19 protein-coding genes are annotated in these 25,278 nt (G+C 63.8%); 6 read left to right on the forward strand and 13 right to left on the reverse strand.

Annotated elements, in window-relative coordinates:
* Positions 1–143 precede the first annotated feature (143 nt).
* A complete protein-coding gene (locus NCR35_RS04010) occupies positions 144–1,757 on the forward strand; it encodes a hypothetical protein (RefSeq protein WP_250533184.1) in 1,614 nt (537 codons plus the stop codon).
* Positions 1,758–1,772: 15 nt separating this feature from the next.
* On the opposite strand, the gene NCR35_RS04015 is transcribed toward NCR35_RS04010, so the two are convergent.
* Positions 1,773–2,927: an MFS transporter gene (locus tag NCR35_RS04015; RefSeq protein WP_250533185.1), complete on the reverse strand. Its 1,155-nt coding sequence runs from the start codon at positions 2,925–2,927 to the stop codon at positions 1,773–1,775.
* A gap of 19 nt (positions 2,928–2,946) precedes the next feature.
* On the reverse strand, positions 2,947–4,119 hold the full coding sequence (locus NCR35_RS04020) for an MFS transporter (RefSeq protein WP_250533186.1): 1,173 nt from the start codon (positions 4,117–4,119) through the stop codon (positions 2,947–2,949).
* Positions 4,120–4,385: 266 nt separating this feature from the next.
* Between NCR35_RS04020 and NCR35_RS04025 the strand changes: the two genes are divergently transcribed.
* Complete coding sequence (locus NCR35_RS04025; protein ID WP_250533187.1) at positions 4,386–4,826, forward strand: hypothetical protein; 441 nt, start codon at positions 4,386–4,388, stop codon at positions 4,824–4,826.
* Here the strand turns inward: NCR35_RS04025 and pdeM are convergent.
* The 4 genes from pdeM to NCR35_RS04045 all read right to left on the reverse strand — a co-directional run bounded on the left by pdeM (position 4,820) and on the right by NCR35_RS04045 (position 11,484).
* Positions 4,820–5,488 carry a ligase-associated DNA damage response endonuclease PdeM gene (gene pdeM / locus NCR35_RS04030; RefSeq protein WP_250533190.1) on the reverse strand — a complete coding sequence of 223 codons (669 nt, stop codon included), beginning with the start codon at positions 5,486–5,488 and terminating at the stop codon, positions 4,820–4,822. The genes NCR35_RS04025 and pdeM overlap by 7 nt on opposite strands.
* A gap of 8 nt (positions 5,489–5,496) precedes the next feature.
* The gene (locus NCR35_RS04035; protein ID WP_250533192.1) at positions 5,497–8,205 is read right to left on the reverse strand and encodes a ligase-associated DNA damage response DEXH box helicase; all 2,709 of its coding nucleotides are present in this window, start codon (positions 8,203–8,205) and stop codon (positions 5,497–5,499) included.
* 565 nt (positions 8,206–8,770) lie between these two features.
* Positions 8,771–10,438, reverse strand: a complete 1,668-nt coding sequence (locus NCR35_RS04040) for an ATP-dependent DNA ligase (protein ID WP_250533193.1) — start codon at positions 10,436–10,438, stop codon at positions 8,771–8,773.
* Positions 10,435–11,484 (reverse strand): ligase-associated DNA damage response exonuclease, encoded by a 1,050-nt coding sequence (locus NCR35_RS04045; protein ID WP_250533195.1) that lies wholly within the window; start codon positions 11,482–11,484, stop codon positions 10,435–10,437. Before NCR35_RS04045 ends, NCR35_RS04040 begins: the two co-directional genes overlap by 4 nt.
* A 217-nt stretch (positions 11,485–11,701) precedes the next feature.
* Between NCR35_RS04045 and NCR35_RS04050 the strand changes: the two genes are divergently transcribed.
* Positions 11,702–12,199 (forward strand): plasmid fertility inhibition factor family protein, encoded by a 498-nt coding sequence (locus NCR35_RS04050; protein WP_244848030.1) that lies wholly within the window; start codon positions 11,702–11,704, stop codon positions 12,197–12,199.
* Between the two features lie 15 nt (positions 12,200–12,214).
* Here the strand turns inward: NCR35_RS04050 and NCR35_RS04055 are convergent, their stop codons facing one another.
* Together NCR35_RS04055 and NCR35_RS04060 are read right to left on the reverse strand one after the other, a co-directional pair.
* Positions 12,215–13,246, reverse strand: a complete 1,032-nt coding sequence (locus NCR35_RS04055) for a 2-hydroxyacid dehydrogenase (RefSeq protein WP_250533200.1) — start codon at positions 13,244–13,246, stop codon at positions 12,215–12,217.
* Positions 13,247–13,315: 69 nt separating this feature from the next.
* Positions 13,316–14,323 (reverse strand): LysR family transcriptional regulator, encoded by a 1,008-nt coding sequence (locus tag NCR35_RS04060; RefSeq protein WP_250533201.1) that lies wholly within the window; start codon positions 14,321–14,323, stop codon positions 13,316–13,318.
* Between the two features lie 502 nt (positions 14,324–14,825).
* Here NCR35_RS04060 and aspT (NCR35_RS04065) point away from each other — a divergent pair.
* The 3 genes from aspT (NCR35_RS04065) (at position 14,826) to NCR35_RS04075 (ending at position 19,143) form a co-directional block, all read left to right on the forward strand.
* Positions 14,826–16,508: an aspartate-alanine antiporter gene (aspT, locus tag NCR35_RS04065; protein ID WP_250533215.1), complete on the forward strand. Its 1,683-nt coding sequence runs from the start codon at positions 14,826–14,828 to the stop codon at positions 16,506–16,508.
* Positions 16,509–16,530: 22 nt separating this feature from the next.
* Positions 16,531–18,219, forward strand: a complete 1,689-nt coding sequence (gene aspT, locus NCR35_RS04070) for an aspartate-alanine antiporter (protein WP_250533216.1) — start codon at positions 16,531–16,533, stop codon at positions 18,217–18,219.
* A 78-nt stretch (positions 18,220–18,297) separates the two neighbouring features.
* Positions 18,298–19,143, forward strand: a complete 846-nt coding sequence (locus NCR35_RS04075; RefSeq protein WP_250533217.1) for an aldo/keto reductase — start codon at positions 18,298–18,300, stop codon at positions 19,141–19,143.
* A gap of 219 nt (positions 19,144–19,362) precedes the next feature.
* Here the strand turns inward: NCR35_RS04075 and NCR35_RS04080 are convergent, their stop codons facing one another.
* From NCR35_RS04080 to NCR35_RS04100, 5 genes are all read right to left on the reverse strand, one after another.
* Positions 19,363–20,238 carry a hypothetical protein gene (locus tag NCR35_RS04080; RefSeq protein ID WP_250533218.1) on the reverse strand — a complete coding sequence of 292 codons (876 nt, stop codon included), beginning with the start codon at positions 20,236–20,238 and terminating at the stop codon, positions 19,363–19,365.
* Between the two features lie 85 nt (positions 20,239–20,323).
* Positions 20,324–20,578, reverse strand: coding sequence for a PAAR domain-containing protein (locus NCR35_RS04085; RefSeq protein WP_250533219.1), 255 nt, complete (start codon positions 20,576–20,578; stop codon positions 20,324–20,326).
* An 8-nt stretch (positions 20,579–20,586) separates the two neighbouring features.
* Entirely contained in the window at positions 20,587–21,498 is a 912-nt protein-coding gene (locus NCR35_RS04090; protein WP_250533222.1) for a PoNe immunity protein domain-containing protein, read from the reverse strand.
* A gap of 190 nt (positions 21,499–21,688) precedes the next feature.
* Positions 21,689–22,510 carry a hypothetical protein gene (locus NCR35_RS04095; protein ID WP_250533223.1) on the reverse strand — a complete coding sequence of 274 codons (822 nt, stop codon included), beginning with the start codon at positions 22,508–22,510 and terminating at the stop codon, positions 21,689–21,691.
* Positions 22,510–25,278, reverse strand: a 2,769-nt coding sequence (locus NCR35_RS04100) for a type VI secretion system Vgr family protein (protein WP_250533225.1), incomplete at its 5' end; no start/stop codon positions are given. The genes NCR35_RS04100 and NCR35_RS04095, both read right to left, overlap by 1 nt.

Consider the following 25,278-nt stretch of genomic DNA (forward strand, 5'->3'; position numbering starts at 1 on the left):
CGTATGAATGCCATGCCGTGATTCAACGCCAAACATGCGCAAGCAAGAACGCATGAATATCGAACGCCATCGTTTCGCGTTCGTTAGTAGTACGTAGGTCATACAAAGCAATGCCTTGTCGAATCACACTCATAAGGAAGAAAATGAAAACCGACCGCATGAGAAAGGCGCTCATTATGGCTGCGGCTATCGTCGGCACCGCGCTCATGCCGATAAGCGGCATGGCTGGCAATCCAACACCGAATCCGTATTTATCTGCGCCCAAGGGCGCAATGACACACTTCGATCCCGCGCAAACCGATGCCTTCACGCAAGCGATACCCGCCGGCACGCGAACCGCTTATGGACCGCTCGGCGTCACGCCGCAAGCATCGAATGGATTTCTGAATTTCGTCACGCTCAAATCGACTTCGCCCGATTATGTGTGGGCGGTATCGAGCACCGGCGTGTCTTATCTCAAAGTCGCGAACGACGCCGTGACGCAAATGGGCGCAACGCTGGTTTATCCGGGAGCCGTCGTCGTTGCGCAGAATCTATTGACGGCCGTATTGACGCAGCCTTTTACGACCGTGGAGCAGATTCAGGCCGCGCTTCAGTCGCTCGGGCTTTTGACCGGCGGACAATCCCTCGGTCCGGCTTATAGCCTCGTGGATGCGGATAACGTGCTGTATTCCGGCGCGGTCAGCAGCATCGTCGCGGTGGGCCTGATTTCGCCGGACGTGCCCGCGTTGGGCGTGCGCATCTTGCGCTCGATACCGTCATCCGCATTCGTCCAGTCGGGCGAGTCCGTCACGGGGCTGTCACTGACTTACGACGGCAAACTCGTCGTGCAGGGAACGCGTTCCGTTTCTGTCGTGGATCGCAATTTCAATTCGACGCCGCAAACGCTTCGTTTCGGCAGCGACGAAACCATCTCCAATTCGCTGGCCATCGACGAGAACAACGGTATCTATATCGTGAGCGACAAGAAGATGCACAAGGTCGTCTGGACGGGCAGTGTCTTGTCGAATCAGTCGACTGACGGCGCGTGGGAATCGCCGTATCCGACGGGTGACACTTATCCCACGCTATTCGGTTCGGGCACCGGCTCGACGCCCACGCTCATGGGATTCGGCAGCGATCCGGACAAACTCGTCGTCATTACAGACGGCCTCAAGCGCATGAGTCTCGTTGCATTCTGGCGAGATGCCATTCCATCAGGATTCACCAATCGCATCGCGGGACAGATTCCCGTGACAGCAGGCTTGCCCCCCGATACGCAATATATCCAGTCCGATCAATCCGTCGCAGTGGATGGTTATGGCGCTTTCGTCGTGAATAACGTTGGTCCCGGCGGATTGCGCGACACGATAGGCACCATCATTCCCGATGCGATTGCGCGCGGGCCCATTCTCGATTCGCCGCTGGGCGTCGAGCGATTCGAATGGAATCCGTCGACGCATAGCTGGGCTTCGGTTTGGGCGCGCGGCGATATCTCGTCGAATACGATGATTCCGGGAAAGAGCATCGCGTCGAATACGGTGTTCGTCAGCGGCTATTACCGGACGAACAATAGCGGATGGGAAATCACGGGGCTGGACTGGAATACCGGGCAAACCGTGCATCGCACGATTCTCGGCCCCAGCATTTACGGGAACGGAATGTACGCGCCGATCGAGTTTCTGCCGGACGGCGACCTGTTCTTCAACGGCATTCTCGGCTTTATTCGCGTTCAGTTGCCAAGCGGGTTGATTTATCCAGCGGGTTTGCCGCTGTGATTTGCGAGGCGCGCATCAACTGACGCTAGCGGCCGCTCGCCGTTCCCACGCGGCCGCCGCGACGAACGCGAGCGCCGCGGCGAACAGCACAGCGATCAGCGCGTCCGCGCCCGCGCGCCGCATCAGCATGCCCGCGACGATCGGCCCGCCGAAACTCGCGACGCTCCACGAAGCGCCGACGATCGCCGTCGCCGATACGAGCGCCGCGCCGCGAAAGCGTTCGCCGCACGCGACGATCGAGAGCGTGTAGACGCTGCCCGCCGCCGCGCCGATCACGAAGAGGAGCGGCCAGCAGAGCCACGGATACGCGACGGCCCACGGCAGCGCCGGCAGCAGCGCGACGACCACGACGCCCGCGCCCATGTGCACCTTCGCGCGCCCGATGCGGTCGGCGAGCCAGCCGATCGGGAACTGCATCGTTGTGTCGCCGAGCAGGATGGCGGAGGCGAACAGCACGCCCGTATTCGCGCTCACGCCATGCGAGATCGCGAAGAGCGGCAACAGCGAAAGCGCGAGCGTGTCGAATAGCGCGAAGAAGCCCGTGCCGATCACGAGCGCCGGCATGCGCGGCAGCACGCGCCGCCAGTCGCTGTGTCCGGCGCTTTCCGTGCCGAGGGCGTGCGGCGACACGCGGATCGTCGCCAGCGCGGGCAACGCGAGAAGGAAGATCGCGCCGCAGAGGGCGAAGCGCGTCGACTGCCAGCCGCCCGCCACGCTGACGAGCACCGGCCCGGCCATCTGGAACAGCGTGAAATTCGTCGCGTAGAGCGCGACGACGCGGCCGCGCGTGGAATCGTCCGCGAGCGCGGCGACCCACGCCTCGCCGATGGTGAAGACCAGCATCAGCGCCGCGCCGCACCCAAAACGCAGCGCGGCCCAGAGCCACAGGTCGATGGAAAACTGCATCGCGATGGTCGCGAGCGCCGCGACGACGACCGCGCCCATGATCGTGCCGCGCGCGCCGTATCGCGACGCGATGCGGCTCGCGAACGGCGCGACGACGAGTCCGCCGCCTGCCTGCATCGCCGTCATGATGCCGACGACGTCCGAGCCGTGGCCCGCCTGCGTCAGCGCGAGCGCGGTGAGCGGCAGCGTCGCGCCGAGGCCCAGGCCCACCACCGCGACGCTCGAAATCAGCGCGAAGAAGTCGCGCGAGAGGACGCCTCTCATCGACTGCGCGCAGCGAGACTCAGGCAGCCTGCCCGATGGCGAGACGGCGCGCGCGCTTGTCGAGCGTCGCGGAGAGCAGCGTCAGCCCGAACGCGCCGCACGCCATCGCGACGCCCACCCACGGCAGCGAGGTCAGCGGCGCGCCCGCGCTAATCGCGCAGCCGCCGAGCCACGCGCCCGTCGCGTTGCCGAGATTGAAGGCGCCCTGATTGAGCGTGGAGGCGAGATTCGGGGCATCGCTCGCGCGGTTCACGATCAGGATCTGCAGCGGCGGCACGATGGCGAACGCGAGCACGCCCCATAGGAAGATGGTGATCATCGCCGAGATGGACTCGTGCATCGTCGCGGCGAAGACCGTGAGAATCACCACGATCGACAGCAGGAACGACAGCAGCGAGCGCAGGAGCTTCCAGTCCGCGAGCTTGCCGCCGAGCGTGCTGCCCACCGTCAGCCCGAGGCCGAAGAGCAGCAGCACGTACGTGACCGCGTGCGGCGAAACGCCCGTCACGTCTTCGAGGATCGGCGTGATATACGTGAACACCGAAAAGAGGCTCGCCGAGGCCAGCACGCTGATGCCGAGCACCATCAGCACTTGCGGGTTTTTGAGCACGCTGAATTCGCGCAGGATGCTGGTTTCGCGCATCTCGATGTGCTTCGGCAGGCACACCGCCAGCGCGCCCGCCGCCGCGATGCCGATGAGCGTCACGACCCAGAACGTCGCGCGCCAGCCGGCCGCCTGACCGAGCGCGGTGCCGAGCGGCACGCCGAGCACGTTGGCGAGCGTGAGGCCGGTGAACATCAGCGCGATGGCTTGCGCGCGGCGGTTCGGCGCGACGAGATCGGCGGCGACCACCGAGCCGATGCCGAAGAACGCGCCGTGGCAGAACGCGGTGACGATGCGCGCGCCCATCAGCACCCAGTAGTTGGGCGCGAGCGCGCACAGCAGATTGCCGACGATGAACACGCCGATCAGGCCCATCAGCGCCTTCTTGCGCGGCATCTTCGCGGTGACGATGGCGAGAATCGGCGCGCCGATGGTCACGCCGAGCGCATAGCCCGAGACGAGCATGCCGGCAGCGGGAATCGACACGGCGAGATCGCGCGCGACGTTGGGCAAGAGGCCCATGATGACGAATTCGGTCGTGCCGATGCCGAAAGCGGCAATTGCAAGAGCGAGGAGGGGCAAGGGCATGGCAAAAGGCGGGGAAAATGGCGCGCCGGGCTGAATCAGGCGCAAGGAAGGCTCGAATTCTACCGAAAGGTGATTTTTGGTGCTGGTAGAAACCCTGAGATTCCCCCGCGCCGACAATGCCGGATCATGAGCGGTTCCTTTTATGCGGCGCACGATTCTGCATGATTCGGGTCAGCGGCGCGGCCCACGTTCTGCATTCTTACCCGGCACGCGCGAATCGTTGCGCGGCGCGGGTGTTGGAAAAACACAGCACTGACTGAAGACATATGTCGCCTTTGAAAACCTGCCTGCGCGCGGCCATCGCCTGCGCGGTTCTGCTTGTCACGCACGCGCACGCCCAAAGCGATGCCGCCGGCCCCGTCGCGACGCAAGCGGGCACCGTCTACTTCCTGCGCGACGAATCGGGCTTTGCCGCGATGCTCGGCACGCAGGCCTTCGACCGCTTCGACGCCCGCCGTCTCGCGCATTTCGATGAAGCGGGCAGCAACGGTTCCATCACGCGCGCCTTGATGCAGACGGACACCGGCCCGGTACTCTATGACTTCCGCCGTAATCCGCCGCTGGTTCAGCGCGCGGGCAAGCGCATGACCGTGCAGCGCGTGTTCTGGCAAGGAGACGAAGTCGTGATGCAGACCACGGCGGGCTGGTACAAGCTGGAACGCGGCACGCTCACGAAGCTGCAGGCAACGACCAGAACGTATCACTGACGCACGCCGAACACGCGCTCGCCCGCGACCACGTAGACGGCTTCGTTCGCGCGGCGCACGGCGTCGTTGACTTCGAAGCCGCCGGTGAACGCGCCGAACGCCGGCAGCACGCCCGCGCGCCGGCCGAAGCGAAAGCACGGCAGCCGCACGCTGTCGATGCGCGTCGACAGCCGATACACCGGATGCTCGTGACCGGCGAGCGCGTAGCCGTCGTCCACGCTTTGCGGGTGATGACAGAGCGCCCACGGCCCGAGCCGATACGGCTCCTGCACCAGTTCCACGCCGAAGCGCGCCGGCAGCTCGCCCGCATGCCGGTCGTGATTGCCTTCGACGAGCACGAGCCGCAACGCGCGATGCGTCGTGCGCCAGGCATCGAGCGCGGCGAGGGTTTCGTCGGCGTGAGATTCGCGTGCGTGCAGCAAGTCGCCGAGAAAGACGATCGACTCCGGGCGATGCGTGGCGATGAGCGCATCGAGCCGCGTCAGGTTGTCGGCTGTGGCGCCGGCCGGCACCGGAATGCCGCGCGCGCGGAAGACGGCGTCCTTGCCGAAATGCGCGTCGGCGATGAAGAGGCTCTTTTCGAGCGGATCGAACGCGGCGCGCTCGGCGGAGAGCACGAGCGCGTGGCCGTTCACATCGATGGTCAGGGCTTCGGTCGCCATGCGTGTGCTCAAGCTTGCGCCGCCTTCTCCAACTCCGCCAACATCCGCTCCACACGATCCGCGAGCTTCTCCGTGCTCACCTTCTCCCGCAGCCGCCCGACGATCAGCGGAAACGCGAACGGCGTCGGCTTCTTCGGATGCGTAAGCGCGAGGCGGCTTTCGCTCATCCGCACGAGCGCGCTACGCAGCCGGCTCAGTTCCAGCTCCTGAAGCATGACTTCCTGATCGGCTTGCGTGAGCAGCAGATTGCCGCTGTCGTGCTTGCGAAAGACTTCGTAGAAGAGGCCGCTGGACGCCTGCAACTGCCGCGCGCTTTTCTGCTGCCCCGGATGGCCCTGATAGATCAGCCCCGACACCCGCGCGATCTCGCGAAAGCGCCGCGCCGAAAGCTCCGATGCGTTCAGGCTCGCGAGAATGTCGTGCTCCAGATTGTCGGGCGAGAAGAGCCCTTCCGCGATCAGCGTTTCCCAGTCGAACGGACGCGCCGACAGCAACTCGAAGCCGTAATCGTTCATCGAGATGGAGAACGTGCTCGGCTGATCGCGCGCCACGCGCCAGCCGATCAGCGATCCCAGCCCGATATGCGCCATGCGCCCCGCGAACGGATAGCAGAAGAAGTGATGCCCCTCGCGCGATCGCACCGTCTCCACGACCAGCACGCCCGGTCCGGGCAGCGCGGACCACTTCGCCTGCAAGTCGAGGAGCGGCTTGACGGCCTGCATCTCCGGCTCGTCGTAGATGCCGTCGTTGGCGCGGGCGAGCATCACGAGCGCGGCTTCCGCCAGTTCGGACGACAGCGGCATCTTGCTGCCCGCCCATTGCGGCATGGCGCCGCGCGAGGACGTCGCGCGCTTCACGTAAGCGGTCATGTCGCGCACGCGCACGAGTTCGAGCGCGCGTCCGCCAAAGGTGAAGACGTCGCCGGGCTTCAGGCGCGAGATGAACGATTCCTCCATCGCGCCGATGCGCCCGCCCGTCATGTACGCGACGTTGATCGTGGCATTCGCGACGATGGTGCCGACATTGTTCCGATGCCGCCGCACGAGGTCTTCGCGCGGCACGCGATACACGCCGTCATCGCCTAGAACGACGCGGTGATAATCCGGATACGCCGCCAGCGACGCGCCGCCGCGCTCGACGAATGCAAGCGCCCAATCGAATTCCGCTTGGCTCAGATCGCGATATGCGTACGCGGTGCGCACTTCGTCGAACATCTCGGCCGCCTTGAATCCGCCGCCGATCGCCACCGTGACCAGATGCTGCACGAGCACGTCGAGCGGCTTCAACGGCATGTCGCGCCCCTCGATGCGATGCTCGCCGATGGCCCAGCGCGCCGCCGCCGCTTCGACCAGTTCGAGCGCGTGTGTCGGCACGATGGTCACGCGCGACACGCGGCCCGGCGCGTGGCCGGAACGCCCGGCGCGCTGCATCAGACGCGCGACGCCTTTGGGCGAGCCGATCTGAAACACGCGATCCACCGGCAGAAAATCCACGCCGAGATCGAGACTCGACGTGCAGACGACCGCCTTCAGTTGTCCGTTCTTGAGCCCGAGTTCGACCCAGTCGCGCACTTCCTTGTCGAGCGAGCCGTGATGCAGCGCGATGAGTCCCGCCCAGTCCGGCCGCAGATCTAGCAGCGCGCGATACCAGATCTCGGACTGCGAGCGCGTGTTGGTGAAGACGAGCGAGCTTTGCGCATGTTCGATTTCATCGGCGACCGGCCCGACCTGCCGCACGCCGAGATGGCCGCCCCACGGAAAGCGTTCGATGGTCTCGGGAATCAGCGTATCCACGACGAGCGTCTTCGGCTGCGCGCCCTGCACGACGACGCGCGGCGTTCTGACCGGATGCAGCAGCGCGTCGTGAGCGAGCGCAAGATTGCCGAGCGTCGCGGACAAGCCCCAGATTTGCAGATCGGCCCGCCAGTGCGCGAGGCGCGCGAGCGCCAATTGCGTCTGCGTGCCGCGCTTGTTGCCGAGCAGTTCGTGCCATTCGTCGATCACGACGAGCCGCACGTGCGCGAGTTCTTCGCGGGCGTTCGCGCGGGTGAGCATCAGCGTGAGGCTTTCGGGCGTCGTGACGAGCGCCGAGGGCATGCGGCGGTTCTGCCGCGCGCGTTCCGTCGATGACGTGTCGCCCGTGCGCAACCCGACGGTCCACGGCACCGCGAGCGCGCTGACCGCGGTTTGCAGGGCGCGGGCGGTGTCGGCGGCGAGCGCGCGCATCGGCGTGATCCAGAGCACGGTGAGCGGGGCGGGGAGCGGCGCTTTGTCGATGTCGGCGATGTCGGCGGTTGAGGCTGCGGCCTGCGTAATCGAGCGGCGCTTGCGGTTCGCCTTCGGCTTTGGCGGGCCGGCGAATGCGGTCAATGCGCCGAGCCAGATCGCCCATGTCTTGCCCGCGCCGGTGGTCGCATGCAGCAGCCCGCTCGCGCCGCGTTCGACCTCGCGCCACACTTCGCGCTGAAACGGAAACGGCTGCCAGCCGCGCGCATCGAACCAGCGCGCGATGCGCTCGTCCATCGGCTTGGCGGCTTCTATCGCGTCGTAGACGAACGGCGCGGGCCGGAAGAGCTCGGCGGCGGCGTCGAGCTTGGCTTGCGCGGCCTGCGTGCGCGGCACGCGGCGGGGGCGCGGGGCGCGGCGTTTGGCGCGGGCCGCCGGTTCGGGCGGTTGCTCGTCGCCATATTCGGTTGAGAGTTGATCGTCGCGGTTCATGCGGCCGCCTCGCTTGCGTAGTCGACGCGATCGGAAACGCGACGGTCGCCGGGAACGCGAAAGCAATCGCGAACGCGAGAGCCGTCGCAAACGCGAAGATCGCCGAAAACGCGGGAGCCGTCGGGAACGCGAGAGCAATCGCAAATGTGGGAGCCGCCGCGAACGCAAGAGCTGCCGCAAACGCGAAAACCGCCGGGAATGCGAGAGGCGTCGCCAACGCGAAGACCGCCGCCAACGCGGGAGCCGTCGCGGACGCGAAGCCCCCTACGAACGCCAGCGCAATCGCGAATGCGAGACCCGCCGCGAACGCCAAGCCCGCCACGAACGCAAGAGCCGTCGCGAATGCGAAAACCGCCGGGAACGCCAAGCCCGCCGCGAACGCAAGAGCCGTCGCGAATGCGAAAACCGCCGGGAACGCGAGAGCCACCGCAAATTCGAGAGCCGCCAAGAACGCGAGCGCAATCCCAAACGCCAAACCTACGACAAACGCCAACCCCGCCGCCCAATGCCGTCGCATGCGCCAACCTTCCGCGCTTCCCCGCCTCGTCGCCTGAACAGCGCGCGCTCATGCCATCGCCTCGTTCAGAAAGCCTTTGAGCATGTCGAGCGTGTCCGCATCGTCGATGCTTTTATCCGTCCGCCATCGCAACATGCGCGGAAAACGCACCGCGATGCCCGACTTGTGGCGCGGGCTCGCTTGAATGCCTTCGAAGCCGATCTCGAAGACGAGCGTCGGCGTCAGGCTGCGCACCGGCCCGAACTTTTCGACGGTCGTCTTGCGCACGATGGCATCGACCTGGCGCATCTCCTCGTCGGTCAGACCCGAGTACGCTTTCGCGAACGGCACCAGCGTGCGCACGCCGTCCGCTTCGTCCCAGACCGCGAAGGTGAAGTCCGTGTAGAGGCTCGCGCGCCGGCCGTGGCCCGGCTGCGCGTAGAGGAGCACGGCATCGACGGAATACGGGTCGATCTTCCACTTCCACCACGTCCCGGACGCCTTCGTGCGGCCGACGCCGTACATCGACGCGCGCTCCTTCAACATCAGCCCTTCGACGCCGCGCGCCCGGCTCTCGTCGCGCAATGCGGCAAGCGCGTCCCAGTCCGCAGCTTCGACCACGGGCGACACGCGCAGCAGATCGACCGCGAGCGTCGATGAAAGCGTATGCGCGAGCGCATCGAGCTTCGCGCGGCGCGCGTGCAGCGGTTCGGTGCGCAGGTCGCGTCCGTCGGCTTCGAGCAGATCGTAGGCGAGCAGCGCGGCGGGCGAGTCGGCGAGCACTTTTTTCGTCAGGGACTTGCGCGTGATGCGCGGCTGAAGGCGCGCGAACGGCAGCGGCATGGTCGCGCCCGGCTCCCACGCAAGAATTTCCCCGTCGATCACCGTGCCGTCGGGCAGCGCCGCGCCGAGCGACGCGAGTTCCGGAAAGCGTTCGGTCAGCAGATCCTCGCCGCGCGACCAGATCCACACGCGGCCGCTGCGCTTCACGAGTTGCGCGCGAATGCCGTCCCACTTCCATTCGGCGATCCAGTCGGCGGGCGCGCCGAGCGTCGCCGGATCGGCCTGCAACGGATGCGCGAGAAAGAACGGATACGGCAAGCCGACGTCGCTCTCATGCGGCGTGTCGATGTCGTCGCCCTCGGCCGCCGGCGCGATCAGCCGGAGATAGCGCGCGGCGCTCGGCGCCTGCCGCGAATCGGTCCAGCCGACCATGCGTTGCGCGATGCGCTTGTGATCCACGCCCGCGACCTGCGCGAGCGCGCGTACGACGAGTTGCCGCGCCACGCCGACGCGAAAGCCGCCGCCGATCAGTTTCGTGAGCAGAAACCGCTCGCTCCAGTTGAGTTCGTCCCAGTAGCCGAGCATGCGCTCGCGCAGCTCCACCGGATTCGCGCCGCGCAGCGTCAGCACGCGATCCTCGATCCATTGCGCGAGGCCCAGCTCGGATTCGCGCTGCGGCGGCGGCAGTACGTGCGCGATGGTTTCCGCGAGATCGCCGACCGCCTGATACGACTCCTCGAAGAGCCATTCCGGCAAGCCCGCGCGCTCGCGTGCAAATTCGATCAGAAGACGCGTCGGCACCGACTGGCGCGGCTTGCCGCCCGCGAGAAAGTACGAGGCCCACGCCGCGTCTTCCGGTTCCGCGCCGGAGAAGTACGCGATCAGCGCTTCGAGCTTTTCGTTGGTCGATGTCGTCGCGTCGAGCGCGGCATAGAGCGTCGCGAAGCGTCTCATTGCGACGGCGTCTCCGTCGTGGTTTCGGTGGCCGTGTCGGCTTCGATGGCGTCGTCGCCGTATTCGGTCTTGAACGCGCCCGCGTCGAGCCCTTGCTCGCACAGCCACCGCACCATCGGCTCGATCTGGCCGTGCGTGACGATCACGCGTTCTGCGCCCGTGGCGCCGATGGCCGTTTGCAGGCCGGGCCAGTCCGCGTGATCCGACAGCACGAAGCCGCGATCGACGCCCTTGCGCCGCCGCGTGCCGCGCAGGCGCATCCAGCCGGAGGCGAAGGCATCGCTGTAATCGCCGAAGCGGCGCATCCACGTGCTGCCCTGCGTGGACGGCGGCGCGACGATCAGCGCGCCCTGAAACGCAGCCTTGTCGCGCGCGGCGATTTCGCTGACGAGCCGCGTCTCTGGCAGCGCGACGCCCGATTCGCGGTACGCGCGATTGAGCGGCTCCACCGCGCCGTGACAGAAAATCGGGCCGATGCCCGCGTCGATGCCCGCCAAGAGCCGCTGCGCCTTGCCGAACGAATAGCAGAAGAGCACCGACGCGCGGCCTTCTGCCGCGTTGTGCCGCCACCATGAGTCGATGCCTTCGAACACGGCGCGCGACGGTTCCCATCGGTAGATCGGCAGGCCGAAGGTCGATTCCGTGATGAACGTATCGCAGCGGACAGGCTCGAACGGCGCGCAGGTCGGATCGGGCTCGACCTTGTAATCGCCGGACGCGACCCACACGCGCCCGCCGTGCTCCACGCGCACCTGCGCCGAGCCGAGCACATGGCCCGCCGGATGCAGCGACACCCGCACGCCGTTCACGTCGATGCGTTCGCCGTAAGCCAGCCCTTGCACGTCGATGCCCGGCAGCCGCGAGAGCAGCACGCCGCGGCCCGCTTCGGCCGTGAGATAGCGCGCGTGGCCGAAGCGCGCGTGATCGGCATGGGCGTGCGTGATGACGGCGCGCTCGACGGGCCGCCACGGGTCGATATAGAAGTTGCCCGGCGGACAGTACAGGCCCTCGGGACGCGCGACGATGAGATCGGCGGATGTGTTCACGGGCTTTTCGGTCGTGCTCCTGAGAAGTGTCGTGCAGGCAACAAAGCACGTGACATGCCCGTCACGGCGCTTTCACGAACAGCGACTACGGTGTAAAAGGTTTGTTCAGCATCGTCTTATTTTCGTTCGAGACCGAAGGAGCCGGTTCGAGCCGCGAGGCTCGTTGCAATGCCTTGTCTCACGTGATCTTCCGCTGGTGTTTTGGATGAAGCCGAATATGGACACGATGGTTGCGTCGACTGCCGCAGAGGCGGTCTGGATTGTCAGGCTCAGGAGCCATCCGCAGTATGACTTCGTGCGCCTGAAGCGGGTGTTCGCCGAGCCCGGTTCGCGCCATCAGGTCGTGCTGGTGGATGTGAAGCGGCTCTTGCAATGCGCCGACCGCGACGACACCGACTACGTGCTCAAGGCTGTCGACGACTGGCACGCGGGCAAGGTGCGCGGCATCCGCGAATTTCTCGACCCGGACAACCCGCGCGTGCCCGAAATGCCGTACGTGACCATCAGCGTGCGGCGCGCGGAAGGCTTGCTCGGGCTGATCGGCGTGCATCGGCAGGGCGTCGTCGCGTTTCGCAACGGCCAGCATCGCGCGCGGTACATGGCGCACGCCGGCGCGCTTTGCATGCCGGTGGAAGTACACGAGCGCGAGGCCGATCTGCTGCGCGCGATGTGCGCCGCGCCGGGCGATGCAGTCGCGGAGTACGGCGAGGTTTGATGCTCGAGCGATGTATCAAACAGGCGACGCGTCGACGACATTGCGCGGCGCGCCGTCCGCCCACGCTTTGACGTTGCCGAGCGTCGTCGTCGCGATTTCGATGAGCGCCTCGCGCGTGAAGAACGCCTGATGCGCGGTGATGATGACGTTCGGAAACGTGAGCAGCCGCGCGAGCACGTCGTCCTGCAACAGGTGATCCGAGTGGTCCTCGAAGAAGAGGCCGCCTTCTTCCTCGTACACGTCGAGCCCGAGATGCCCGAGCTGACCGCTCTTTAGCGCGCCGATCAGCGCGTTGCTTTCCACGAGCCCGCCGCGCCCGGTGTTGATGAGCATGGCGCCGCGCTTCATGCTGGCGAGCGCGCGTTCGTCGATCAGGTGATACGTCGACGGCAGAAGCGGGCAGTGCAGCGACACGATGTCCGAGTTCGCGAGCAGTTCGTCGAGCGGCACGTAGCGCGCGCCGCGCGCGAGCAGGTCTTGCGCGGGCGGGCCGGGATCGTAGGCGAGCACTTGCATGCCGAAGCCCGCCATGATGCTGCCGAACACGCGCCCGATGATGCCCGTGCCGATCACCCCGACGGTCTTGCCGTGCAGATCGAAGCCGAGCAGGCCGGTGAGCGAGAAGTCGCCGTCGCGCGTGCGGGCGACCGCGCGATGCAGCCGGCGATTGAGCGTGAGGATCATGCCCACGGCGTGTTCCGCCACCGCATGCGGGGAATACGCGGGCACGCGCGTCACCGTGATGCCGAGACGCTTTGCGGCGTTCAGATCGACATGATTGAAGCCCGCCGAGCGCAACGCGAGCAAGCGCGTGCCGCCCGCGTGCAGCTTTTCGAGCACGGTTTCGTCCACGCTGTCGTTCACGAAAGGGCACACGGCCGTGTAGCCCTGCGCGAGGACGGCCGTCTGCGCATCGAGATGCGCTTCCTGAAAGTCGAGTTCTATGCCGAAGGCCTCGTTGGCCTGGCGGAAGGTGTCGGCGTCGTACGGGCGCGCGCTGAAGAGAATGAGGCAGTGCGGGTTCGGGCGCGTGTTCGTTGTCGTCATGTCGGGCCGGCTGCGTTCAGGTTGAGGGAACGCGCGCCGGCTCGGAATGCCCGGAGCCGGCGTTGCGCGTCAGTGCGTCGTCGGGCTGCCCGAGGTCAGGCCAACGTTTGCGCCGGCGGTCTGATAAGCGGCCGGCGTCTGCCGATAGATCTCGTCCGGCTTGTTATTCGCGGCGTTCACTTCCTTCGTGAGCCTTTCGAGCGCGTAGTCGATGAAAAACCGCGTCTTGGCGGGCAGATACTGCCGCCCCGGATAGACGATCGACAGCTTCATTTCGGGGTCGTCGACCGAATAGTCCGGCAGAAGGCGCACGAGCGTGCCGTCGGCGAGGTCGCCCGCGACGATGCCTTCCGGCAGGATCGAGAAGCCCATGCCGCGCAGCGTGGCGAGACGGACCATCAACGCGCTGTTGACCGAATAGACCGCCGAGAGCGTCACCTGTTCCGACGAGCCCAGGCGATGCCTGAAGTGCCAAGACGAACTGCGGATTTCATTGGGCAGCGCCACGCACGGCATCCCTTGCAGGTCGGCCGGCGAGGCGGGCATGCCGTGCTCGGCCAGGAATGCGGGCGTGGCAACGGGAATGAGCGCGCTCACGCCGATGGGCCGTTCGACCAGCGCCGTGCTCGACACCATGAACGCCGCGACGATACCGACGTCGTATCCGTCCTCGACAAGATCGACGTGACGCTCCGCAAGTGTCAGGCGCACGTTGACTTTCGGATACAGCTTGCGAAAGCCGTCGATGAGCGGCGTCAAAGTAAGAAGAGAAAGCGCGCTCGATGCAACCACGCGAAGCGTTCCGCTCGGCTCTCCTTCGGTATGCGTCACCGCCGATTCCAGATGATCCAGTTCTTCGAGTAATGCGCGGCATCCTTCCAGGTAACGAGTGCCGGCTTCAGTCAATGACAAATTGCGAGTGGTGCGGTTAATAAGGCGTGTCCTCAGATGCGCTTCAAGCATCGCAATTGCGCGAGTAACGAGCGCATTCGAAACGTCGAGTTGCTGCGCGGCGCGCCGGAAACTCTCTGTGTCGGCGACGCGGACAAAAACGCGCATAGCATGGATTTGGTTCATCTGAATGCCCTCTCTCTCTGTTGTGCCACGGTGACATGGGCTGAAAAATCCCCGGTTGGCGCCCACTTTTCGATGTACCACCTCTGCATAATATTGACAGAATGAAGAAGTTGCAATATCAGAATGAATAATCGGTCAGGGGAAAGAAATAGTTTCCGACCGGGGGCAAATTGGTCGCGATTGTGTCGTATGTCGCTATTCCATACCGATGCTGTGTGTATTTCGGGTGAGAAACACCAGATCGGCCCGACCGTAGGCCAAGCGACCCGCAATATCGGGGAAAACGATATAAGACGGCTGCTTTATACGGGTGCGCTTAATTAGTATGGATAGTGGCCGCTTTTCGTCGCTTCCGTAATTAAAGTTGATCGGAGGCGAAGCGGGCAAAGACTTTATTAATCGACGCATGCGACTTCAACGGCGAGTTTCTTGCCTCAGTCGTTATTTCGATATTCGCGCGGCCAGGCGAGATATTCTCAATGCCGAAAGGACGAACCGACTCATGCTATGGCGCCTGCTCGCGGCACAACCTGAAATCGCGCTATTCGCGAGTCTCGCTATTGGCTTCTTTATCGGCTCGTTCAAGTTCGGTCCCATACAGCTTGGCGGTGTCTGCGGCACGCTGATCGTCGCGCTGATTCTCGGTCAGAGCGGTGCGCGCATATCGCCGGATCTGAAAAACATTGCCTTCGCGCTGTTCATTTTCGCGCTCGGTTTTACGGGCGGTCCGCAGTTTTTCGCGAACATCGGGCGCGGCTGGCGGTACGGCGCGCTTTCGCTTGTCGAGGTCATCGTCGTGGTCGCGCTCGTGCTCGGCATCGCGGCGATGCTCAAGCTCGATCCGGGCACGGCCGCCGGCCTGCTCGCGGGCGGCGCGACGGAATCGGCGGTGATCGGCACGGCGTCCGAGGCGGTCGCGCGGCTCGGCTTGTCCGCGGCCGAGACTGCGCGCCTTCAGGCGAATATCGTCACCGCGTACAGCGTCAGCTATCTCTTCGGGCTCGTGACGATCGTGCTTTTCGCGAGCCAGTTCGCGCCGCTCATTCTGCGCGTGAACCTGCGCGACGAAGCCGAGCGCGTCTGGCGCAAGCTCGGCGGCGACGGCGCGCTCGCCGAAGGGCAGACGCCCGCCATCATGCCGCTCGCCGGGCGCGAGCTGAAGGTGACGGCCGCGGCCGGCAGCAGCATCGGTGAGCTGGAAAAGCGCTTCGGCCACAACATCAGCGTGCAGCGCGTGGTGCGCGACCGCTCCGTCATCAAGGGACAGCCCTCGGTGACGCTGAAGGCGGGCGATCGCATCGTGATCGCGGGGCGGCGCGAGGCGCTCGTCGAAGCCATTCCGTGGATCGGCGAGGAAGTGTTCAACGGCGGCGGCTCCGATTACTTCGTCGAAAAGGTCGACGTGATGCTCACGAACCGCGCGCTGCACGGGCTCACGCTTGCGCAGGCGCGCGCCCGCGCGAATCCGGCGGATGGGCGCGGCGTGTTCGTCGCGGCCGTGACGCGTCTCGACAGCACGGTGCCCGCGCTGCCCGGCACGCAGGTCCAGCGCGGCGACGTGCTGACGCTCGTCGGCAGCAAGGAGGACGTGACGCGCGGCGCGGCGAAGCTCGGCTACATCGTTCGCGCGACGCAGAAGACGGACTTCGTGTTCCTCGGGCTCGGCGTGCTGGTGGGCATCGGCATCGGGCGGCTGTCGGCGCATGTCGGCGGCATCGACCTGTCGCTCGGGACGGGCGGCGGCTGTCTGCTGGCGGGGCTCGTGTTCGGCTGGATCCGCTCGCGCTATCCGGTCATCGGCTCGTTGCCGTCCGCGGCGGCGCAAATCCTGAAAGACTTCGGGCTATGCACCTTCATCGCGGCGGTCGGCCTGTCGGCGGGCGCGGACGCGCTGCGGCTGATCCGCGAATTCGGCATCGCGCTGCCGCTGGCGGGCATCGTCATCACGCTCGTGCCGGCGCTCGCGTCGCTCTTCGTCGGGCGCGTGCTGCTCAGGCTCGACGTGCCGATGCTGCTCGGCGCGATCGCGGGCCAGCAGTGCAGCACGCCGGCGATCAGCGCGCTCGTCGGCGTGACGGGCAACGCGACGCCCGTCATCGGCTACACCATCACCTACGCCATTTCCAACGTGCTGCTGCCGCTGCTCGGGCCGCTCGTCGTCGGACTGGTGAGCAAGCTCGGCTAGATCGACGCACATCGGGGGTTCAATGGACTGGCTCCACGCGATCTTCGCGAAGTCGCCCGAAACGGCGCTGTTTCTGTCGCTCGCGGCGGGTTATCTGATCGGCCAGCTCAACTTCGGCAAGTTTCAGCTGGGCGGCGTCGGCGGCTCGCTCATTGCCGCGGTCGTCGTGAGCCAGGTCGGCGTGCAGATCGACAACGGCGTGAAGTCCGTCATGTTCGCCGTGTTCATCTATGCGGTCGGCTACGACTCGGGGCCCCAGTTCTTCAACTCGCTGAACCGGCGAACGCTGCGCGAGATTGCGATGGCCGTTTTTCTCGCGGTGACGGCGCTCGTCACGGTGATCGTCTGTGCGAAGGTGTTCGGCCTCAACAAAGGGCTCGCGGCGGGGCTGGCGGGCGGCGCGCTCACGCAGTCCGCGATCATCGGCACGGCGGGCGACGCCATCGCGCGGCTCGGCCTGCCCGCCGCCGAAACGAAGGCGCTGCAGGGCGACGTCGCGATTGCCTATGCGGTGACGTACGTGTTCGGCTCGCTCGGCGCGATCATCGTGTGCGTGAACATCCTGCCGAAGTTCATGGGGCAGAGTCTGAAGGACGCGTCGATCGAGGCGGAGAAGTCGCTCTCGGGCGACGCCGGTCCCGCGCCGGGGCAAGTCTCCGCGTTGCCGCCGCTCGTCGGGCGCGCGTATCGCGTGACGGCGGCAGGCGCGGCGGGACGCACGGTCGCGCAGATCGAGATGGCGCAGCAGGACCTGATCACCGTCGAGCGCGTGCGGCGCGCGGGCCACGCACTGGAACCGCGCCCGGACGTGATGCTCGAAGCGGGCGATATCGTGCTCGTCGTCGGGCGGCGCGAGGCGATGGCCGGCGCGGCGTCGCACATCGGCGAGGAAGTCGCGGACAGCGACGGCATCAGCATCGTGATGCAAAAGCGCCAGGGCGTGTTCGCGCGGCGCGGCATGAATCACACGACGATCGCCGCCGTGCGCGCGACGGTCGACCGCGACATGCGCCACGGCGTCTATTTGCAGGCGATTTCGCGCGCCGGCATGCCGCTGCCGGTGCTGCCGGAAACGCGGCTCGAACATGGCGACGTGCTCACGTTCTACGGCTCGCCGCAGGACACGAAGCGCGCCGTCGACGCGGCCGGCTACGAACTGCCGTACAGCAACAAGACCGATTTCATTTATATGGGCGTGGGCATCGTGGTCGGGCTTTTGCTCGGGCTCGTCGTCGTGCGCGTGGGCGGCATTCCGATCACGCTCGGCTCGGGCGGCGGCTGCCTGCTCGCGGGCCTCGTCTTCGGCTGGATGCGCGGCAAGCATCCGATGTACGGCGTGATGCCGCCTGCCGCGTCGCAGTTGCTGAAGGACTTCGGGCTCGCGGCGTTCGTCGCGGTGGTCGGGCTGAACTCCGGTTTGCAGGCCGTCGTCACCGTGAAGCAGAGCGGCCTCACCATCTTCCTGCTCGGCGTCTTCGTCACGCTGTTTCCGCTTCTGTTGACGATGCTCTTCGGCCGCTACGTGCTGCGCTACGACAACGCAGCGGTGTTCGCGGGCGCGCTCTCCGGTTCACGCAGCGCGAACCCGGCGTTCGGCGGCGTGCTCGACAAGGCGGAAAGCCCGGTGCCGACGGCCGCCTTCGCGGTGACGTATGCGCTCGCCAACGTGCTGTTGACGCTGCTGGGGCCGCTCGTGGTTGGGCTGGTTTAGCGGCTGGTGTAGCGGCTGGTGTAGCGGCTCGGGCGTGCTCCTTGCGCCATAATCGGCGGGCGAACAAGGAGGCATTTCATGGCGAATACGATACCCGTCGTCACGCTGCCCGACGGCGAAGCGATCGCGAAGCTCGGCCAGGGCACCTGGGAAATGGGCGAGCGCCCGAACGCGCGCAAGGCGGAGATTGCGGCGCTGCGTGAGGGCGTCGAACTGGGGATGACGCTCATCGACACCGCCGAGATGTACGGCGACGGCGAGAGCGAGAAGCTCATCGCCGAGGCGCTGTCGGACGTGCGCGACGACGTGTTCATCGTGAGCAAGGTGTATCCGCACAACGGCAGCGAGCGCGGCGTGCAGGCGGCGTGTGAGCGGAGTTTGAAGCGGCTCAGAACCGATCGCATCGATTTGTACTTGCTGCACTGGCGCGGCGGCGAAGACTTGCAGGGCGTGGTCGCGGGCTTCGAGAAGCTGCGGCGCGACGGCAAGATTCGCCATTGGGGCGTGAGCAATTTCGACACCGACGACATGGAGGAGCTTTTCTCGCTCGATGGCGGTGATGCCTGCGCGACGGATCAGATCCTCTATAACGTCGCGCGACGCGGCCCGGAGTTCGACTTGCTGCCGTGGCTTCGCGAACGCCGGCTGCCCGCGATGGCCTACAGCCCCGTCGATCATGCGCGGCTGCCGCGCGGTGGCGTGCTCGAGAAGATCGCGGCGGCGCGCGGCGTGTCGGCGTTTCAGGTGGCGCTGGCGTGGGTGCTGCAACAGCCGGATGTATTCGCGATTCCGAAGGCCGCGGATGTCGCACACGTGCGGGAGAATCGCGCGGCGGTGGAGTTGCGGTTGTCGGCGGAGGAGTTGGCGCAGATCAATGGGGAGTTCAGGCCGCCCACGAGAAAGAGGGGGTTGGAGATGCTCTAGAGGGCCCAACGCGACTGGCAACTGAGAGTGTGTTTGCCAAGCGGGCAACTGACTGCAACGCCGTGCAGTCGCGCCGACAAGGCGCCTCGTTTGTTTAAATGGGCGCCGCCCAGCATGGCATCTCTTCGATGGTGGCGGTGGCACCGTCCAGACACCTATCGACTTGAACAGGCGTAGCCATCCTGCCCAGGTGGGAGGTGCCAACAACGGGTAATGCGCTCACGGTTTTGCTGTCGCAGCGGGAGACCCTTTGAGATGCACGTCGAACTTCTGCTTCTCTTGCAGGGAGTACGGGTAGTCTTCGTTGAAATCTGCGTAGCTATCCTGACCGCTGAACTCAACATAGCCCTTCAACTCTTCTGGCGCAGCCACGCCGCGAATTGAAACCATCGAATTGACCTCATAACGGCCGCTCAAGAACTCGTTCGTCGGCCACGCGAGGAACTTCGCGTGACGAACTCGGCCGGGATCGACTCGCACTGTATCTCCCGGGAAGTCCTGTTTATTCAACAACTGATCGGCACCGAGCCACAGCGTGGAAAACTTGGCCCTAGGATTCGCACCGTTTAGATTGTCGAGTCGATAAGCGCTAATGAAAACCCAAGAGTTCATTAGAATAGGATTGAAACTTCCTTCCCAACTGTTCGGGCTCGGGAAGACGAACGGGAGTGAGCCTGAATTGGAGAAGGCTACGTCGACTAACAGCTGTCCTTGATATCGGACCAAGGTTGTCGTTACATCAAGTTTTGCTTCCTTCGTGCTAACATCGAAGAGACTCTGGAATGATCGGGAAACGTATAGGTAGGGAGTAAGTCCGTTTGCGGCCTTCTTCCCCAGTAGCTCCCTCAGTTGATCGGCTTGTAATTCGCGTGTTGATCCGGTGAACACGCCGATTCCCGGTAAGTGCGAGTCTTCCGTTTCGCCTCGAAACAGAAGCCTGAACGACGAGTTGGTTATCTTCAATTCGCATATGGTCTCAGTATTCAATGAGCCATTGATATAGACAGTGTGCGCTGCTCCGTCTGACATCGTTTCTCGTGCGAACAAGGAAAGTATCGCAAGCAGACAGCAACCTACCCGCAGTCGTTCAGCCATTGAATGCTGCTCCGGTTTGAATTGCCGCCCAGACGGCGAACATGGGCGAGGAAGCGCGGGTCACGGCTGAATCACCTTCCCGCACTCAGACCAGACTAGATATCAGGCTACAGCCACACATCGCATGATGGCCGTGCCGCGCCACCGGTACGCCGTGGTCGGTGATGAAAGGGTCGCCTTCGACGATGAGGTTCGGCTTTATCTCGGGATGCAGTGGGCAGGTCACTTCATCGCCCTTGCGGGCGACCCGGCGACCGTCATAGCGCATGGTCTCCGATGCGGTGATAACGACACCGCCATGGTCAGTTTTGTCGTCGAGACGGATTAAATTGATCGGCATGTATTTTCCTAATCGTTGCGGCGATACCAGGTTACGGCGTTGCCGGAACTGTCCAGCTCCGGTCCCGGCATGGTTTGTCCGGTTTCAATCCGGATCGTTTTCTTCAGGAACGGAGCGCTCCATTCGCCACCGCGCGGACACGGCTCGCCGGGTTTCGCCTGAAGCATGACGACAGGCGGCACGTCCTTGGCCGATGGGTCGCTGTGGGCGCGATACCAGTCGACTAGATCCTTCGGATAGACGATGTCGTCGCGATAGCTGCTGTCGTCGATGTCGAAAAGCACCGTCACCAGCGCGGCTTCTAGGCACCAGTAGCCGAAGTAAAGACCGCCTGTGTGTGAGCCATGCCAGTACGTCGGTTTCATACCCTTGTACCAGCTTTCGACGAACTCTTTAACGTAGGCGGCGCGTTGATCGGGAGGTACATCGGTGGCGCGTCCCAGCGGCTTGTACGGGATCGGATGAAAGAGTGTCTTTTCGCAATGCACGTGGCTGCCAGTCAGGGCCTGCACCACGTTCTTGAACAGGATGTCGCGGCCACGGTTGAACGTCGCAGTCTTGTCGACCCACTTCATGATCTGCGGGATGAACTCGTCGTGCTTCATTAGCTTGCTTAGAGCGAGCAGCCAGAAGACGTACACGTAGGCGTCGAGCTGGGTGATTTCCAGAGTGTCCGCTTCGTTACGGGGTGGGGTCTCGCTGCGGGGGGAGATCTTGTTGTCGATAAAGGTCCGGATGTTGGCAATCACTGTCGGTAGCAACTGCTCCAACTCGTCGATAGAGCCTCCCGCCGTGTAGCCAAGAAGCAGGAGTCGGAGATGGTTACAGGCAACCGTCCAGCGAAGGCTTGATTGCGTACGAACCGAAAGCGCGTCGGGTTGCAACAACTTGTCCTTCGCTAAGACAACCGTGTATTCCATCTGCTCGGAGTCCTCCGAATATTGCTTTCACCCAACGACTTCTGCCTAGTCGTTTTGCCAGTGTCATAGATCCTAACTCCACAAGGTATTGCCTCCAGAAACGTTGTCTGCTGCGCTCTTAGGTGGAGGTCGGTCGATATCCAGCCGAGATTCCAGCACGTCGATAGATGTGAACGCTTTCATATGCGGACTAGCGCCGATTGGCCCCGGCAGGACTAGCCTCTGGGAAATCCACGACCGACCTCTGGCTAATGAACTCGACCGGACCGCCCGCCAACTTACTGGGCGGGAATATTTGTTCGATACAAATGGAGACTCCAATCTTGTAACGACCTTTCTCAAAAGCGTTACTCGGTTCAACGAGGAACCGCGCCTCTTTGATTTGTCCGGGTAACAACTCGACGATGTCGTTGCCAAAGTCGCTTCGATTTACTAGTTCCGCTCCGCCGAACCAAGGTGTGGTGAATGTATGGTCATGTTCTCCACTAGCGGCTTTGTCTGCCGCTACACCCGTCACTAATATCCAGGAATGCTGCATGATCGGGTTGAAAGATCCTTTCCAACTCGCAGGGCTTGGGAAGCTTATAGAACTTTCTCCAGAGTTTCTGAAGGCTAGAGAGATCATCAAGGCGTTTCTTTCAGCGGTAACATTGACTGAAACGTCTAGTTTCTCGACTTTTTCTCCCTTTTCATACATTCTCTGCAGCAACTTCTCAACACGGAAAAACGGCACTGGCCCGTGGCTCATATCAACGTCGCTAAGCTCACTCAGTAGACCGTCGTCTGACGGATCCAGATAACCACGAAAGACGCCTATGCCCGGCATGTTCGCATCTCTGGTATCACCCCGCATTACCAATTCGAACCGTTCACCAGTTATTTTTGCTTCAGAGATTGCTTCCGACGAAGCGGAGCCATTGGTTACTATCGAGAAAGATTTATCATGCGCCATGATCGAGTTCGACCCCCACATCAGTATGAGCAAGAGAAAGTAGGTGAACGATTTATTCATTAGGGCTCCTTTGACTTAACGGCCTTCCACGTTATTCCGTTCTTGGATTTGAACCAGTCACAGATATGTACGAGATAGTATGGGGGCGTCATGGCAACTGAGTCATACACGCCACCGCCCATAAGACTATCGGCGGTGGTTCCCTGCCAAACATTCTTATCCGGATTGTTCTTGGCAAGCGGAAGATCGATAGTCGAATCCGCTTTGACATACGTCCTATGTACGGCACCGCCGCCCCAGTAGTACTCGTCTGGAAAGCTGAATAGATGGCCTACTTCGTGACTTAGAACGTGATGCACAGTTGGCCATGGCTTCTCCACCTTCGTCTGAGGGTCTACATAGTTGACTACTTCGCTCCAATTTCCAGAGTTTGCGCGGACGGAAGCCGGGTGCAAATTTACCGTAGTGTGCGCAATCTTATTTGAATCGGCGGTCAACAACTCGACGCAAAACGATACAGGTATTTTGCAACCGCATCCGGCACCCTTCTCGCAGTCGGCTTTCGTTAGAAAGTATCCATTCTGGTTTAGATCGCGCTCGATCTTCGCTTTTTCAGACCGAAGAAAAGCAGACACTGCCGCCGCAGGTCGATCCTCCACGGTTCGTCCGGGCGCTCCGTATGCGTCGAGATCATGATCGTAACTTACGATTTTCGTCGTCCCGTCCGGCTCGGTTTGTCTCACCTGTTTCGGTTCGACGAGCACGCGAACAGTTGCCGTTATAGACTTACTCGCTTGGTCATAGGCCAGATCGAAGGTTCCACCGAACGATGCATAGTTGGCGTGCAACTGCGACTGCTGGCTTGGATACGGATTGCCAGCTTTGTCGACTGCGAGATAGTCTGCGCAGCCTGCTTTGGGACTCACGGTCTCTACGACGCCTGACATGTTCCACGTACAGGTTCCAATTTTGCCAGCCTCCGCCGACCGAGGCAGATCTATCTTCGTGCTAGCCGGTTCGGGATTGGCCGTAGAAGCCGAAGCTTCGGGTGGCGCTGGCAGGAGGAAGGTTGAAGAAAGGGTAGAGCTTGTATCGAAGGTGCCGGTTTCTCCACAGTCAAACTCGATTGGATGCGTTGCAAAAGTCGGCGTGCGCGCAAACTTCAGGGACGGCCCCGGCACGTCCCACGACGCCCCTTTCTCCAAGATCGGTCCAGGTGACCCATTGACGATCCCGCTACCGTTGATCTGGACATACGATCCCCCCGCGCCGATCCACACCTCTTTCGACGCGGTAATCACGACTTTCCCGTCCGTGCTGCTAATCGTGACGTCCTTAAGCGCCGCGAGCGCCAACTGATCGCTTTGCGCCTGAATCTCGACCTTGCCTTTCGCCGCAATAAGCTTGAGCCCAAGCTGATAAGCAAACATCGAAATCGCTCCACGCACGGACGCGAACAACGAGCGCCCAAGCGACACACTCATGTCCCGCCCAGCGGTGATCGCATGATTTTCACCGCTCGCCTGATGTGTGCTTTCAGCCGCAGTGGTCGCGATTCCCGCGCTGCTCGCGAGCACGACGTCGGGTCGCGTCATCTCGGGCGACGGATTGTCGTGCGCCTTCGCGCCACCCTTAATCGCCTCGTTCTGCGTCTTGATGGCTTGCGCCGCGTCGGCCTGGCTCATCGCGGCGGTTTGCGCCAGATGCTGCTGCGCAAGCCGCCCCAACTCCTCATGCTGCCCGCGCGCCTGCGTCAGCCGCGCCACGGTCTCGCCCATGTCCTTGACGGGCGATGTCGCACCGATGCGCGCCTCGGTCGTCATCAAGAGACCTGCGTTGGCCCTCAGCACACCATGCGCCTCGGTGGCCAGTTCGAACCCAACGCCGCGCGCCTCGCTGCGCCCCTTATGCCCGTCGATGCGCGTATTGGACCCGAGCACCAGCCGCGACTGCGCGTGATCGCTCGCCACCTGAACCTGAAGCTTGCCCGGCGTATCGTCGGTGAGCACGCTGTTGGCCGACTGCCCGTTCAAGTCGCGGCTGCGCCAGCCCGAGAGCACGCTATTGCGCGGCAACTCCCACGGCAGTTGATGGTTCTCCGTACTGTGCGCCGCCATCACGAAGGGCCGGTCCGGATCGCTGTCGAAATAGCCGATCTGCACCATCTGCCCCACGCGCGGCGTCCACAACGCGCCGTAGCCGGGTCCTTGCCAGGGCGAGGCCACTTGCAGCCAGCAACTCGCCGTGTCATTGAGCGGACTCACGCGGTCCCAGACGAAATGCACCTTCACGCGCCCATACGGGTCGGTGAGGAGCTTGTCCTGATCGTCGAAGCCAACCACCACCGCCATCTCGCCATAGGCGCGCGGCTTGACCGCCGTCTGCGGCGTGCGATAGAAGGTGTCGGCGGGCACGGCCGTGAAGTGCGTCTCGCACTGATAGCGGCGCTCGAGCGCGCCGCGATGGGTGACCGTATCGTTGTTGACGATCTCCAGTTCCGTTGAGACGACCAGATACTCGCCATCGCCGGGCGTGAGCGGATAACCTTCGAGCCGGAACTTGTAGCCGGTCATTAGGCCGCGAAGGTTGCCGGAGCCGCTCGCGAGCCGACTTTGCGCGCGATGGGCCTCGACTTTGACCTGCGCCAGATGCTCGGCTTCGAAGTTGGCGTCGTTGGGGCGGCCCGAGACACCGAGCGGCGTCGCGAGCGGTTGCGCGTAGTCGCCCCAGGCGTACTCTTCGGCGTTGTCTTGCGTGCTCTCGCTGTGCTGCGTGCGCTGCGCGGTGAGCTTCACGACGGACTGCGTGTAGTCGTAGTCCACCAGCGA

Origin of the sequence: Caballeronia sp. AZ10_KS36 (assembly GCF_023631105.1) — a bacterium.
GTDB lineage: Bacteria > Pseudomonadota > Gammaproteobacteria > Burkholderiales > Burkholderiaceae > Caballeronia.

Coding starts and splice junctions, on each gene's coding strand:
- NCR35_RS04050 (WP_244848030.1), top strand. CDS start 11,702: ATGGACACGATGGTTGCGTCGACTGCCGCAGAGGCGGTCTGGATTGTC.
- NCR35_RS04095 (WP_250533223.1), bottom strand. CDS start 22,510: ATGAATAAATCGTTCACCTACTTTCTCTTGCTCATACTGATGTGGGGG.
- NCR35_RS04090 (WP_250533222.1), bottom strand. CDS start 21,498: ATGGAATACACGGTTGTCTTAGCGAAGGACAAGTTGTTGCAACCCGAC.
- NCR35_RS04040 (WP_250533193.1), bottom strand. CDS start 10,438: ATGAGACGCTTCGCGACGCTCTATGCCGCGCTCGACGCGACGACATCG.
- aspT (WP_250533215.1), top strand. CDS start 14,826: ATGCTATGGCGCCTGCTCGCGGCACAACCTGAAATCGCGCTATTCGCG.
- NCR35_RS04035 (WP_250533192.1), bottom strand. CDS start 8,205: ATGAACCGCGACGATCAACTCTCAACCGAATATGGCGACGAGCAACCG.
- NCR35_RS04085 (WP_250533219.1), bottom strand. CDS start 20,578: ATGCCGATCAATTTAATCCGTCTCGACGACAAAACTGACCATGGCGGT.
- NCR35_RS04025 (WP_250533187.1), top strand. CDS start 4,386: ATGTCGCCTTTGAAAACCTGCCTGCGCGCGGCCATCGCCTGCGCGGTT.
- NCR35_RS04060 (WP_250533201.1), bottom strand. CDS start 14,323: ATGAACCAAATCCATGCTATGCGCGTTTTTGTCCGCGTCGCCGACACA.
- pdeM (WP_250533190.1), bottom strand. CDS start 5,488: ATGGCGACCGAAGCCCTGACCATCGATGTGAACGGCCACGCGCTCGTG.
- NCR35_RS04055 (WP_250533200.1), bottom strand. CDS start 13,246: ATGACGACAACGAACACGCGCCCGAACCCGCACTGCCTCATTCTCTTC.
- NCR35_RS04080 (WP_250533218.1), bottom strand. CDS start 20,238: ATGGCTGAACGACTGCGGGTAGGTTGCTGTCTGCTTGCGATACTTTCC.
- NCR35_RS04075 (WP_250533217.1), top strand. CDS start 18,298: ATGGCGAATACGATACCCGTCGTCACGCTGCCCGACGGCGAAGCGATC.
- NCR35_RS04015 (WP_250533185.1), bottom strand. CDS start 2,927: ATGAGAGGCGTCCTCTCGCGCGACTTCTTCGCGCTGATTTCGAGCGTC.
- NCR35_RS04020 (WP_250533186.1), bottom strand. CDS start 4,119: ATGCCCTTGCCCCTCCTCGCTCTTGCAATTGCCGCTTTCGGCATCGGC.
- aspT (WP_250533216.1), top strand. CDS start 16,531: ATGGACTGGCTCCACGCGATCTTCGCGAAGTCGCCCGAAACGGCGCTG.
- NCR35_RS04010 (WP_250533184.1), top strand. CDS start 144: ATGAAAACCGACCGCATGAGAAAGGCGCTCATTATGGCTGCGGCTATC.